This is a genomic window from Pseudoalteromonas sp. 0303 (genome assembly GCF_013349995.1).
Classification (GTDB): domain Bacteria; phylum Pseudomonadota; class Gammaproteobacteria; order Enterobacterales; family Alteromonadaceae; genus Pseudoalteromonas.
Genome location: NZ_JABVXF010000046.1, coordinates 1 through 12131, shown reverse-complemented (window position 1 = coordinate 12131; position 12131 = coordinate 1). Strand labels below are relative to the sequence as shown.

Annotated in this window: 11 protein-coding genes; 4 read left to right on the top strand and 7 right to left on the bottom strand. The window is 45.8% G+C overall.

The features are described 5' to 3' along the window. Positions 1–2 precede the first annotated feature (2 nt). Positions 3–3572 (top strand): conjugal transfer protein TraG N-terminal domain-containing protein, encoded by a 3570-nt coding sequence (locus tag HUS62_RS20065; protein WP_175080912.1) that lies wholly within the window; start codon positions 3–5, stop codon positions 3570–3572. Positions 3573–3604: 32 nt separating this feature from the next. Here the strand turns inward: HUS62_RS20065 and eexR are convergent, their stop codons facing one another. The 7 genes from eexR to HUS62_RS20030 are packed head-to-tail and all read right to left on the bottom strand — an operon-like array spanning position 3605 to position 7280. Beyond that, on the bottom strand, positions 3605–4036 hold the full coding sequence (gene eexR, locus HUS62_RS20060; protein WP_175080911.1) for an entry exclusion protein EexR: 432 nt from the start codon (positions 4034–4036) through the stop codon (positions 3605–3607). Between the two features lie 57 nt (positions 4037–4093). After that, the gene (locus HUS62_RS20055) at positions 4094–4627 is read right to left on the bottom strand and encodes a FlhC family transcriptional regulator (protein WP_000566755.1); all 534 of its coding nucleotides are present in this window, start codon (positions 4625–4627) and stop codon (positions 4094–4096) included. After that, entirely contained in the window at positions 4624–4923 is a 300-nt protein-coding gene (locus tag HUS62_RS20050) for a flagellar transcriptional regulator FlhD (RefSeq protein ID WP_000210563.1), read from the bottom strand. Before HUS62_RS20050 ends, HUS62_RS20055 begins: the two co-directional genes overlap by 4 nt. Next, positions 4920–5468, bottom strand: a complete 549-nt coding sequence (locus HUS62_RS20045) for a lytic transglycosylase domain-containing protein (protein WP_119978258.1) — start codon at positions 5466–5468, stop codon at positions 4920–4922. Before HUS62_RS20045 ends, HUS62_RS20050 begins: the two co-directional genes overlap by 4 nt. Then, the gene (locus HUS62_RS20040) at positions 5455–6117 is read right to left on the bottom strand and encodes a DUF6475 domain-containing protein (protein ID WP_248528196.1); all 663 of its coding nucleotides are present in this window, start codon (positions 6115–6117) and stop codon (positions 5455–5457) included. Before HUS62_RS20040 ends, HUS62_RS20045 begins: the two co-directional genes overlap by 14 nt. Then, entirely contained in the window at positions 6104–6973 is an 870-nt protein-coding gene (locus HUS62_RS20035; protein ID WP_011788533.1) for a hypothetical protein, read from the bottom strand. Before HUS62_RS20035 ends, HUS62_RS20040 begins: the two co-directional genes overlap by 14 nt. 55 nt (positions 6974–7028) lie before the next feature. Continuing rightward, positions 7029–7280 (bottom strand): helix-turn-helix domain-containing protein, encoded by a 252-nt coding sequence (locus HUS62_RS20030; RefSeq protein ID WP_175080910.1) that lies wholly within the window; start codon positions 7278–7280, stop codon positions 7029–7031. Between the two features lie 117 nt (positions 7281–7397). On the opposite strand from HUS62_RS20030, the gene HUS62_RS20025 reads away from it, so the two are divergent. The 3 genes from HUS62_RS20025 (at position 7398) to argS (ending at position 11695) form a co-directional block, all read left to right on the top strand. Then, the gene (locus HUS62_RS20025) at positions 7398–8045 is read left to right on the top strand and encodes a LexA family transcriptional regulator (RefSeq protein ID WP_000854920.1); all 648 of its coding nucleotides are present in this window, start codon (positions 7398–7400) and stop codon (positions 8043–8045) included. A 256-nt stretch (positions 8046–8301) separates the two neighbouring features. After that, entirely contained in the window at positions 8302–9891 is a 1590-nt protein-coding gene (prfC, locus tag HUS62_RS20020; RefSeq protein WP_063528978.1) for a peptide chain release factor 3, read from the top strand. 61 nt (positions 9892–9952) lie between these two features. Next, entirely contained in the window at positions 9953–11695 is a 1743-nt protein-coding gene (gene argS, locus HUS62_RS20015; RefSeq protein ID WP_138599630.1) for an arginine--tRNA ligase, read from the top strand. Positions 11696–12131 lie beyond the last annotated feature (436 nt).

The window sequence follows — 12131 nt, the reverse complement described above, 5'->3', positions numbered from 1 at the left end:
TCATGTGGGAAATCTATTCCATCGGGGATTCGGCTTTTTTAGAGCAGGTCCTGAACGCTGTCGCGATGATCACTGGTACAGGCGACTTTACTTCAATGGTTCGCATTGGCTTGCTCATTGGGGTATTGATGGTCTCTGTTCAGGCCTTAATGCAAGGTGGTCGTGGGATTAACTTTCAACATGTTTTAGTCTCATGGCTAGTCTTTGCAACCATGTTTGGGCCCAGTACCCGAGTGAGCATTGAGGATGCGTACACGGGACAAGTTCGAGTGGTTGATAATGTGCCCATCGGTGTTGCTGCCGCAGGTAGTACGATTTCGACTGTTGGCTTTCAAATCACGCGATTGTTTGAAACGGCGTTCTCAACTCCCGCCATGACGGAATACGGCTTTGCATCCAGTTTACAGTCACTGATTAAAGTGAGAAAACAGGTGATGGATCGCTCTGGGTTGGGTGATGCAAATCGTGTCGGTGGCTCAGATATCGAGCAATCGTGGTTTAACTACATCAAAGAATGCACCTTGATTGGCATCGACATCGGCCAAAAGAACCTAGATCAGGTGCTGAGTGATCCTAACCCGATGACTGCGATTAGGTTTGATTCGCGCATATATGGCACACGCATCATGCTCAGTGGTAGCAGTAGCGATCTGGACTGCACCGGTGCCTATAGCCAACTGAAACTCATGACAGAATCAACCTTCATTCCAAGGCTTAAACAGGTTTTGTCAGCCTCATTGGGGACTTCGTCAGCAACGGATACTGATGACGTGATCCGGAATGCGCTGAATAACCTTGGTTTGGCCTCGGTTAACACCCAAGAGTACATGACCGCGTCGGTGCTTTTGCCTATTTATGAGCAAAGCGTGACGGGCAAGTATATGGATGATCAAGCTTTCACCGCAGCCGTGATGGTTAACCAAGCGATTGAGCAGCGCAATACGCAATGGGCGGCGGAGCAGACCCTGTTCCAAAGTATCGTTCGTCCGATGATGACGTTTTTTGAGGGTTTCATTTACGCCATCACCCCATTGATGGCCTTTGTGATTGCCCTTGGCCAAATCGGGATGCGAATGGCCGGGAAGTATTTGTTAATCCTGCTTTGGATTCAACTTTGGATGCCTGTCATGGCCATCATTAACCTGTATATTCATTTAACCGTTGCAGGGAAAATGTCGGCTCTTGATGCCTTTGCAGGTACAGAAGTACCATCTTTTGCGGGGATGATGCAGATGGATTCAGTGCTGCAAACCTGGATAGCTACTGGCGGCATGTTGGCGTCGAGTGTTCCGGCAATTTCGCTCATGCTCGTGTATGGCTCAGCAATAACTGCAACCCACTTGGCTGGACGTCTTCAAAACGGTGATGCCATTGATGAAAAGATGGCAAGTCCAGATGTCGCGAAAAATGCCCCGGTAATGCAATCACAGTCAATTTTCCAGAATTCAGCCCTTACGGGTTCTGCTATGACCGGAGCGTCAAACCTACTAAGCAGTTTCTCTGTAGGAAGCGCAGTGGGTTCAATGGTCGGCTCTGCAAAAGAATCCATGACTCAAGCAACTCAAGCCTTTAGCCGTCAAGTTGGCAATACCATGAGCCGAACTTTTGGTGAAAAGATAAGTTACGACAACCTTTCTTCGGTTGGACGTCAGATTGGTTCTTCTAATTCCGCATCTAGCGCCGTTGTTAATCAGGTCACTGATGACCTGCAAACACGGTATGGTTTCGGAGACGATAAAAAAGACGCTGTACGTGGCTTGGTATCTGGCGTGTTATCGGGAGGCCTAAGGGTCGGTGGAGATGGAACTATTACAAATACCGGTGATAAAGAAGTAGCAGATAAAGGGTTCTTGGGAAGATTACTTGGTACAGGGGGGAATGACTCCCCACAAGGTAACTTGCCTGGAGTCGATAAGCCTGAATCCTCAAGAGTGCCCAAAATATCACGGTTACGAGCAGGCTTGGATTTAGGTGGAAACTTTAGTGGCCAAGTTGAGTCGTCAGAAGGCAGTTCTCGATCCACGACCGCAAATACGCTCACTGGGGAGATGCAAAGCTTGGCATCGAGTGATTCACGACGTGCTGAGTATCGCGATGCAATGGTTAAGGACCTTTCAGATTCAAGACGTTCTGGCGTTGAAATGTCGTTGTCTAACCAAGACTATCAGTCACTTCAGAGTTCAGCACAAGACGTTATCACGGCATCAAACCGCTTTAGTGAGCTTGATCAGGCCAGCTATAGTCTATCAGGACAAAGGAACACGGATGGTGCGACGTTAACTCGATTAGCAGCGGATAATCCTGAAGTCATGGATTATTTAGGTCGCTATATGAACCAGCATGTGGAAGCAGGTAACCGATTACGTGAAAACCTTCCAATGTATCAGCGCTTGCTACCTGATGATAATCAGGCGTATGTGGCCGCAGCTATGGAGTCTTTAACCTATAGCAACTCATCGACGCCCGCTGAACGAGACAATGATTATCAAGCAGCAATGACTGTTATGGCCATGGCTACCGGAGCCGATTTACGATCAATTCAACCGCGCTCTAATGAAGGCTTGTCATCAGCTGCACCTACTTTTGGTAGCACTCAAAGCCAAGTCGAATCGGATGTATTGGGCGGCTACGAGGGTGCTGCAACTGTTCAAACTCAGTTCAACGCAGCTCAATCGACTTACCAAACTAATTTGTCTGGTGTTGATGGACAACTAAATGCGCATCAACAACAAGCCCAGCAGGCCGTAGCTTCTGACACAAGTACCTATCAATCTGGACTAAACAGTGAAGCTGGCTCTCAGTGGCGATCTCGCATTATGGCTGATGATAGCGGAGTTTCTGGTGCTGAAATGTTCTTCAACAGCGCCAGTGCTATTGGTGACTTCAGTGGCAAGCATACTGATGCAGCACTGCATACCTTGAATCACTTTGGCGAAGACTATGAGAGTTACAAGGAGCAAGCACTTGAAGACCCTAGCTCACGAGGTTTCTTGCACAACGCAACGGTGGCCAGTAAATCAACCTGGGATGGCTTAAAAGCAGCCGTTGACGCAGGAACCTCTTTGGAAAACCCATTGACGGCGTTTAATGATGCATACAGTGGATCGAGTTCGCAGTATGCCTCCGAAGTAAACTGGGGCACGAAGTCTGAAGCCATGTTGGCTGGGGCATTCGGTGCGGCAGTTAACAATCGATATGGTGAGTTCTTAGAACAGTACGCCGATGATTTTAAACAGGAAGCATACAGCGAAGGGCAGAGAATGGGATTGACCCCGATTCAAAGTCAAGTGTTCGCTCAAGCTTTCAATGAAGGTTTGGCGGGGCGCGTTTTCAACTCTGAAGATTCATCGAGTTGGTCGCCTGAAATGCGTGGCCTAAGGGAGCAAATGCTAAATGAGTATCGTCAAAAAGATGAGAGCGGTGCTTACATCCCCGACAGTGTGTCCGAAGAAGATAAAGCATTTGTGGATAAGCAGATTGCAGTGATCTCAAATGCATCCCTTGCTGGAGATTATGCTCAGAACAACTTGATCGATATTAGGGCCTATAACCAGGCTTCAGGAAGGAACTAAAAACAGAAGGTAGCCAGCTTGTGATGGGCTGGCTATTTTTTTGGCCTTTTGGGGAGGATTGATGAGCGACCGTCTGCAAATTCGTTTACCGAGTACCAATATTTTTTTTCGCTCAGGCTTAGTTCTCGACCGGTATCTTTCAGTTGTCTTTGAAATAAATGGATTAGTCCGCTTAAGCCTAAGAAAGCTAAACCGACACATAAAATTGCCCAACTCGCTTGCCAATATGCGATTGCTAAAAACATAGTGGTGATGGTTATAAGGCCGATAGGACTAGCAGTTGCTTTGAATCCCAAGTAGCTGAAAAAAACGATGGTGCAAATCAGAAATGGCAAAGCCGCTAACTTGGCAGATGCCGTAAATATTTCTGATGGAAAAAAATGAGCCGCTGCCAGAGTCGCTAGAAAAAGCCCCAGTGATATAACCCAGCAGCGTGCTGGTAAAGATTTAAGTAAGTTTGTCATCTTCTTAGTACTCTCAAAGTGCACGGGAGGTGCACAATCAAATCATGCATCAGCATGTTAGTTCTCAAAAAGTGCTCTAGTGGTTTGCTCGGCCATAATCTCACACACAGGACATTTAAGCTGAATGCGCTGTTGTGATACCGTCAAATACAGACTGCCGCATCGACACCGGTGTAAGGATGCAAGCTGTGATCTTAAATCACGAGCTAGAACCCAACCTTCATTGATGGTCAGTTTTTTCCAGGGGATCTCAGCTGGAAGATCTGCTTCTTTTCTTGCAACCAAATACGCATCGTAAGCCTTCATCAAAGCATCGATATTTAATTGCTTGTAGACATTATCACCACCAATATTGACATAAAGCGCCATCAGCAGGGAGCCTTCAACCAAGGCTCTTCTACTTTTGACGATGGCATCAGATTCTGGCAATTGACCAGGACAAGGTGACTTGCCAGTCACTTCTTTGTGGAGCCTTCTGATAATGTGGATTGGCAAACCTGTATCGAGCGCGATAATGGTTGTTCGAAATCCGTATTTAATAAGCAGCGAGGCTCGGGTAAATAGCTCACTTTTGGACAGGTTATCAATCATGCATCCCCCTTATTGTTTAGGGTTGATAATAAATAAGCGATTCTTGGGATACCTGTGCCTTTGCTCTTCACCATCTCAATCAGTTGGCTTTGGTTACCCCTTGGTTGAAACAGCATGAATGATGAGGTCGCCACTCGTTGCAGGTCGTCAACACCAGCATTAATCAGAGCATCAACCACGTCGCGTGTAAGTCCAAAGCGCAAGACGGCCTCTTGCGGATCAATTCGCGCCAATTCTCGTGCTGCGTGTAGGTACGCCAAATTTAATTGATAGAAGTCTTGTTGATTGGTTGTCATTGACGGACCTCCAGTTCATGTAAAATATTGCGATAGATAGAAAGCACTCTTTGTCCATACCAGCGTGCACGCTCTTCGTTCCAACTGTGATAGCGGCCTATGCCAAGCTCTAAATCGTTTGGTGAAGACTTGATTGCTTCGGCCAAAATACTGGAGCCGACAGTAAGGTTGGTGATGGGGTCTAGCAGTTCAGCTGCTGAGCTCACTCGATGCCCATGCCAATGCAAATTGATTTGCATAAGGCCAATATCGAGCTGGTATTTTTCACTCTCTTGCAGTGCTTGGTTTAACAGTTGCTTCGCTTCTGTCTGAGATTTGGCGTAAGTTGCATTTGAACCATTGCGAATTGCGTATGGCCATGGACTGGTCATGTTGAGACCGCGATGTGAGGCAGACTCAGCCAAGGCAACGGCGTAGAGCATGACTGGATCAATACCAACGCTTTGTGCTGCTTTTTCCCACTGATAGCCCGGAAACGCATAGACTGAAGTGCTTGCGGACATGGCTATCGCTAGGGCAATCGTTTTTGCTTTAATCGTTTTCATTTTTGTCCTCTAATTCATTTCCGAGAAGCGCTTGAATGGCTTTCGGGCTTATTCTTTTTAAAGGCACTGCGCTAAAGTCGGCGATGCCTCTCGTATAAACTTGTGCCGCTTTTGACCAGTCGCCCACGGCAACCAGCGCTTGCATATCAAATCCTTTTTGCTGGTTCTGATGGTCTGCAATACCCTGTAATAGCCTTGGGTATTCACCCACTTCGCCCCGGAGCAAGTAAGCCTGGTAGCGTGCTAAAAACTCTTTTTGCTTAAAGGGGTATTCCCTGTCGTCAACCTTGCAGAGTTCAACCCATCCCCCCATGTCTGAAATAACGCGGTGAATAAACGCATCGTCAAACATCACGGATGTCCAAGCGCCAACCTGACGAACAGCCTTGTCAACTTTGTTCCAAGCAACCATGGCTCTTGAGCCAGAGTTGCCATCGATATGCTTGATGACGTCAGCGGGCTTTGGAAAAAATTGCCCAGTATCCGGTGATTGAATATGCCGAGTCAGACCGATTCGCACTTCTTCAATGCTATAAGCACGAAGGGCTTCAAATGCGATGGATAGCAATTGTGGTGATACGCTTTTGCCATACATGGCCCAAGCTGCTCCCCAAACTTCAGCAAACTCGCGTTTATCAACCTCCAGCACTTGAACGAACCTCCCGAATACCTGGTCCGGCCCAGCTTTCAGCGATGCGACGATTGCTTTCTTCAATATTCAATTGGTGATTGCTGCCCTTTAGGCTCGTCGATGATTGCTGTACTTCATCAATGCGAACGTACTCGTCTTCCCATTGCCGGTTTAAAAGCCAGTTATGTGGCATAGGGGTCTTAGTCCGATCTTGATACTGTAATCGGTTGTCTCGTTGCTCTTTCCAGCGTGTTAGCACTTCCAAGGCGAGTTCATGGTCTTCATTGAGGCCCATGCGTAGCCATTCTTCTTTGGCTTTCGCTTTTTTTTCTTTGCGTATTTGTACATCCCAGAAGTCTTCAAACTGTATGTGGTCAACAGTTTTAACTGTTGGTTTATTGCTTCTCTCAGAGTCATCCGACCGTTGAGAGTCCCTTACCGGGTTGCCATCAGGCATAAACAATGATGAAAATTCTTCTGGAAGCCGAGCTTGGAAAGCGGCAAGTGACTTCAAAAGCGATGCCATACCAACGAAGTCGGCAGGTACATCTTTAAACAACCGAAAGGCTGCCTTACCTTGGTTCGGGTTTTCGATTGGGTTGTGCTTCAGAAAGCTCCGAATCAAAGTCCAACCGGATTCCTCGCAACGAATCAGGAACTGATCTTGTTCTAACTCATTTAGAGCCTTGGCAACCTGTTGATCATCCCAGTTCAAGTCAGAAGCAACGTAACCAATCGGCAACCGAAAGCAGCCAAGCAAATTACAATGTGGGCATGTAAGCAAATACAGTCCTAGCAACTTCGCAGAGTCACTCCAGGACAAAACGTTTTGCTTTAGCCAAAAGCGGGTATAGACCTTGCCATAATCACGCATGGAGGTACTCGCTTCTGTGTTTACGTAAAATGCTGACCATTACTTGCCCTTAATTCTACTGGTTACTGGCTTTCAGCTCGTTTGGGCATTCGGGATAGATATCCGGTCTTAACTGAGATCGGGTTACCTGTCCTTGCGTAGCTTGTTCGATGGGTAAAACGAATTCAGCGGGAACACGTCCTGATTTATTCAACCAAAACCAGACGTTTTGCTGCTTTGAGTTGATGGCTCGTGCTAATGCTGATTGCCCGCCGACCAAGTCAATGGCACGGCGGAGATGTTTTTGTGTCGTGTTGAACACTTCCATACCGTCTCCTGTTACAATAAAAACTGTTACAAGATTGAATGTTACAGTTTAAACTGTAGATAAGTCAACAGTTAAAATTGTTGAAAGGCTACAGTTTTATTTGTAGAATACGGGCTTATGAAAACTTTATCCGAACGACTAAACCATGCCTTGCAGCTTACTGGGGTGACTCAGTCTGAGTTGGCTCGTCGCATTGGTATTAAACAGCAGTCGATCAGCCAGATTTGCTCTGGTAAATCGGCTAGGTCTCGTTACACCATGCAGATCGCGGAGGCGCTTCGCGTGAATGCTCATTGGCTCGCCACAGGTGATGGCGAGATTGGCTTGGGGGTCGGTAATGTAGAAGTCGGGCCTGATATTAAGGGAAGAATTCCTCTCATTAACTGGGTTCAGGCCGGTGATTGGACTGAAATAGCGGAGGGATTTGCCCATGAAGATGCTGAGGAGTGGCGTGAAGTCACTGGGAAAGCACATGAGGGTTGTTTCGCACTTCGCGTAAAAGGCGACAGTATGGAAAATCCAAGCGGAAAAAAATCCATACCTGAGGGAGCAGTGATCGTTGTTGATCCTGAGTTACCTTACTCTTCAGGTTCATTGGTTGTTGCGCGTTTGGATGATTCGAAAGAAGCAACCTTTAAGCAGTTGGTTATTGATGGTGAACAGAAGTACCTAAAACCTTTGAACCCGCAATACCCGGCAATACCGATCAACGGCAACTGCACCATCATCGGTGTAGTACGACAAGCTATCATCGATTTTTGGTAGCGAAGGAATTTGTGGTTTAGCCACAGTTGTTCATGAGCTGAAGAAGCAACGATTGCAAACAGCTACAACTGAGCATTGGCGCACGCTGAGAGTAAATGGTAACCGATTAGATAACCATTGATTGTTTATAAAGTCAAGATCAGCGAAAATAGCGGCCAATTACGATTAACACGACGGATTTGACAAGCGAAGAACTGAAAAGAGAGTACTTCCAAAAGTGTGTACAAATCCGTGTACAAACTAAAAGAATTTATACATGGCAAACCAAGATTTTCTCAATGAAATCAATAAGCGAAGGACCTTTGCTATTATCTCCCACCCGGATGCGGGTAAAACCACTATTACAGAAAAAGTTCTGTTATTCGGACAAGCGATTCAAAAAGCGGGTACCGTAAAGGGTCGTGGCTCAAACCAGCACGCAAAATCAGACTGGATGGAAATGGAAAAAGAACGTGGTATCTCGGTAACCACGTCTGTTATGCAATTTCCTTACAACGAGCGTCTAGTTAACTTACTTGATACTCCAGGACACGAAGACTTCTCTGAAGATACTTACCGTACACTGACTGCGGTTGACTCATGTCTAATGGTCATCGACGCAGCGAAAGGTGTTGAGGATCGTACTCGTAAATTAATGGAAGTAACACGCTTACGTACCACACCTATCGTAACTTTTATGAATAAGTGTGACCGTGATATTCGTGATCCAATGGAGTTATTAGACGAAGTTGAAACTGAGCTAAACATTGCCTGTGCGCCGGTAACTTGGCCTATTGGTTGTGGTAAAGAGTTTAAAGGTGTGTACCACATTCACCGTGAAGAAACGATTTTGTACAGCACAGGTCAAGGCCACACAATTCAAGAAGTGCGCGTTATTAAAGGTTTAGATAACCCTGAGCTTGATACTGCGATTGGTAGCGAACTTGCTGAGCAGCTTCGTGAAGAGCTAGAGCTTGTCATTGGTGCATCACACGAATTTGATTTAGATCTGTTCTTAGCTGGCGAATTATCACCAGTCTACTTTGGTACAGCACTTGGTAACTTTGGTGTTGACCATGTTCTTGATGGCTTAACTGAGTGGGCTCCTGCGCCATTACCACGTGAAACAGAAGACCGCCAAGTTGCGGCAACAGAAGATAACTTCTCTGGTTTCGTATTTAAAATCCAAGCGAACATGGACCCTAAACACCGTGACCGTATCGCCTTTATGCGTATTGTATCTGGCAAATATAGCCAAGGTATGAAGATGAACCATGTGCGTATTGGTAAGCAAGTGAGTATTTCTGATGCGGTAACCTTCATGGCCGGTGACCGTGAGCGAGCGCAAGATGCTTACGCAGGTGACATCATTGGTTTACATAACCACGGTACAATTCAAATTGGTGATACCTTCACGCAAGGTGAAAAAATGAAGTTTGGTGGTATTCCTAACTTCGCACCAGAATTATTCCGTCGTATTCGCTTAAAAGATCCATTAAAACAAAAGCAATTATTAAAAGGCTTAGTTCAGCTATCTGAAGAAGGTGCTGTGCAAGTATTTAGACCGCTTATCAATAACGACCTTATCGTAGGTGCGGTCGGTGTACTACAGTTTGATGTGGTTGTTGCGCGCTTAAAAGCAGAATACAACGTTGATGCGATTTACGAAGGTGTGAGTGTTAACACTGCACGTTGGGTAAGCTCAGACGATACCAAAAAGCTTGAAGAGTTTAAGCGTAAGTGCGAAAGCAACTTAGCGCTTGATGGTGGCGATAACCTTACTTATATCGCGCCAAGCCGTGTAAACCTAAACTTGTCGATGGAACGCTATCCAGATATCAAGTTTAACCATACGCGCGAAAACTAATACGCTAAGTCTGCTTCAAATTTAAGTGCCCGTACAGCGGGCCATAAAGGTAAAAATTACAATGAATATTCGTACTCTTTTAATCGACAAAGCAATTGCTGCTATGGTTGCAGCCGGGTTACCTGAAGACACTAATCCAGCGGTAACACAAAGCACACGTCCACAGTTTGGTGATTACCAAATCAATGGCGCAATGGGCGCGGCTAAAAAATTAAAATCAAACCCGCGTGAACTTGCACAAAAAATTATCGATAACCTAGACCTTGCAGATATTGCAGAAAAAACTGAAATCGCGGGCCCAGGTTTTATCAATATTCACTTAAAGCCTGAGTTTTTATCAGCTAGCTTAAAAGCGGCAAACGAAGACGAAAAGCTAGCAGTTGCGCCTCATGCAACAGCGCAAAAAGTGGTTGTTGATTACTCATCACCTAACCTTGCAAAAGAAATGCACGTAGGCCACTTACGTTCAACCATCATTGGTGATGCAGTTGTTCGTGCTCTTGAGTTCCGTGGTGATGAAGTTGTTCGTCAAAACCATATGGGTGACTGGGGTACTCAGTTTGGTATGTTAATCGCGCACTTAGAAGATCAAATCAACCAAGGTGTAGACTTAGAGTCTGTAGCGCTGGCCGATCTTGAAACCTTCTACCGTGATGCGAAAAAACGCTTTGATGACGAAGAAGGGTTTGCCGACAAAGCCCGTAATTACGTTGTTAAATTACAAAGCGGCGACGCACACTGCGAAAAGTTGTGGAAGTTATTCATTGCCACTTCTGTAAAGCACTCTGAAGAAGTTTATAAGCGTCTAAACGTAACACTTACGCAAGATGACATCATGGCCGAAAGTGCTTACAACAGCGAACTTGCAAACATCATCGCACTATTAAAAGACAAAAACATTGCCGTTGAGTCTGACGGTGCGCAAGTGGTGTTCTTAGACGAGCTTGCTAACAAAGACGGCGAGCCTTCAGTATTTATCGTACAGAAATCAGGTGGTGGTTTCTTATATGCGACAACTGACTTAGCTGCTTGTGATTACCGCTCAAATAAACTGGGTGCGGATCGCATCTTAATCTTTGTAGATGCACGTCAAAGCTTACACTTCAATCAAGTTGAGCTAACAGCACGTAAAGCAGGTTTATTACGTGATGAAACAAGTTATGAATTCTGCCCATTCGGCACCATGATGGGTGAAGATGGTAAGCCATTCAAAACTCGTACTGGCGGTACCGTTAAACTTGCTGACTTACTTGAAGAGTCTATCACTCGTGCCGCAGCTAAGCTTGCTGAGCGTGAGTCAGACTTAAGCGACGAAGAGCGTAGCGAAATTGCCCGTAAAGTAGGTATTGGCGCAGTGAAATATGCGGATCTCTCTAAGCATCGTACTAGCGACTATATCTTCAACTGGGACACTATGCTGAGCTTTGAAGGTGCGACAGCGCCTTACCTACAATATGCATACACACGTGTTCGCAGTATTTTCCGTAAGTCAGGTATCGATGCAGCGTCATTAACAGCCGACGTTGCAATCAACGAGCCACAAGAAAAAGCGCTGGCGCTTAAACTGCTTCAGTTAGAAGAAGTACTTGATCTAATGATCAGCGAAGCGACACCGCACGTATTATGTGGATACCTATACGAACTAGCAAGCCTATACATGACGTTCTACGAAGCATGCCCAGTTCTAAAAGAAGGCGTAGAGCCAAGTGTTCGTGACAGCCGTTTAGTACTGTGTAATTTGGTTGCTAAGACACTGAAGTCAGGATTGGATCTTTTAGGTATCGAAGTCATGGAGCAAATGTAATCTGCTTCGTGTAGTTCGCTTTGACTACGTTGTCGTGCTTTTTTAACCGAAGTCACATACAAAACACGTATGCTCTTTGGTATAAAAAAGCACTTCGCCTTGTCAGCACTCCTACACTTGCAGAACGTTTAAGAACCCTTAGGGATAAGTCGGTTTTCCGCCTTGTCTTAGGCTAAACTACTTAGGTGAATTCTGCACCGTAGGTTGGGTAGAGCGCAGCGAAACCCAACATGAATCGTAGGCCCTTGACTCTAGGCGCTAGGGGAGTAGCTTGTAGAACCTAGAACCTAGCTTCGTAGGTTGGGTAGAGCGTAGCGAAACCCAACAAAATTGACAGCTCAATAACCTTGATTAATCTTTAGCTGATAGCTGATAGCTGATAGCTGATAGCTGATAGCTGATAGCTGATAGCTGATAGCTGATAGCTGATAGCTGA

Excerpts from the sequence above, each read along its gene's own strand:
- HUS62_RS20025 (WP_000854920.1), top strand. The coding sequence starts at position 7,398 with ATGAAAACTTTATCCGAACGACTAAACCATGCCTTGCAGCTTACTGGG.
- HUS62_RS20050 (WP_000210563.1), bottom strand. The coding sequence starts at position 4,923 with ATGACAACCAATCAACAAGACTTCTATCAATTAAATTTGGCGTACCTA.
- argS (WP_138599630.1), top strand. The coding sequence starts at position 9,953 with ATGAATATTCGTACTCTTTTAATCGACAAAGCAATTGCTGCTATGGTT.
- HUS62_RS20055 (WP_000566755.1), bottom strand. The coding sequence starts at position 4,627 with ATGATTGATAACCTGTCCAAAAGTGAGCTATTTACCCGAGCCTCGCTG.
- eexR (WP_175080911.1), bottom strand. The coding sequence starts at position 4,036 with ATGACAAACTTACTTAAATCTTTACCAGCACGCTGCTGGGTTATATCA.
- HUS62_RS20035 (WP_011788533.1), bottom strand. The coding sequence starts at position 6,973 with ATGCGTGATTATGGCAAGGTCTATACCCGCTTTTGGCTAAAGCAAAAC.
- HUS62_RS20030 (WP_175080910.1), bottom strand. The coding sequence starts at position 7,280 with ATGGAAGTGTTCAACACGACACAAAAACATCTCCGCCGTGCCATTGAC.
- HUS62_RS20065 (WP_175080912.1), top strand. The coding sequence starts at position 3 with ATGTGGGAAATCTATTCCATCGGGGATTCGGCTTTTTTAGAGCAGGTC.
- HUS62_RS20045 (WP_119978258.1), bottom strand. The coding sequence starts at position 5,468 with ATGAAAACGATTAAAGCAAAAACGATTGCCCTAGCGATAGCCATGTCC.
- prfC (WP_063528978.1), top strand. The coding sequence starts at position 8,302 with ATGGCAAACCAAGATTTTCTCAATGAAATCAATAAGCGAAGGACCTTT.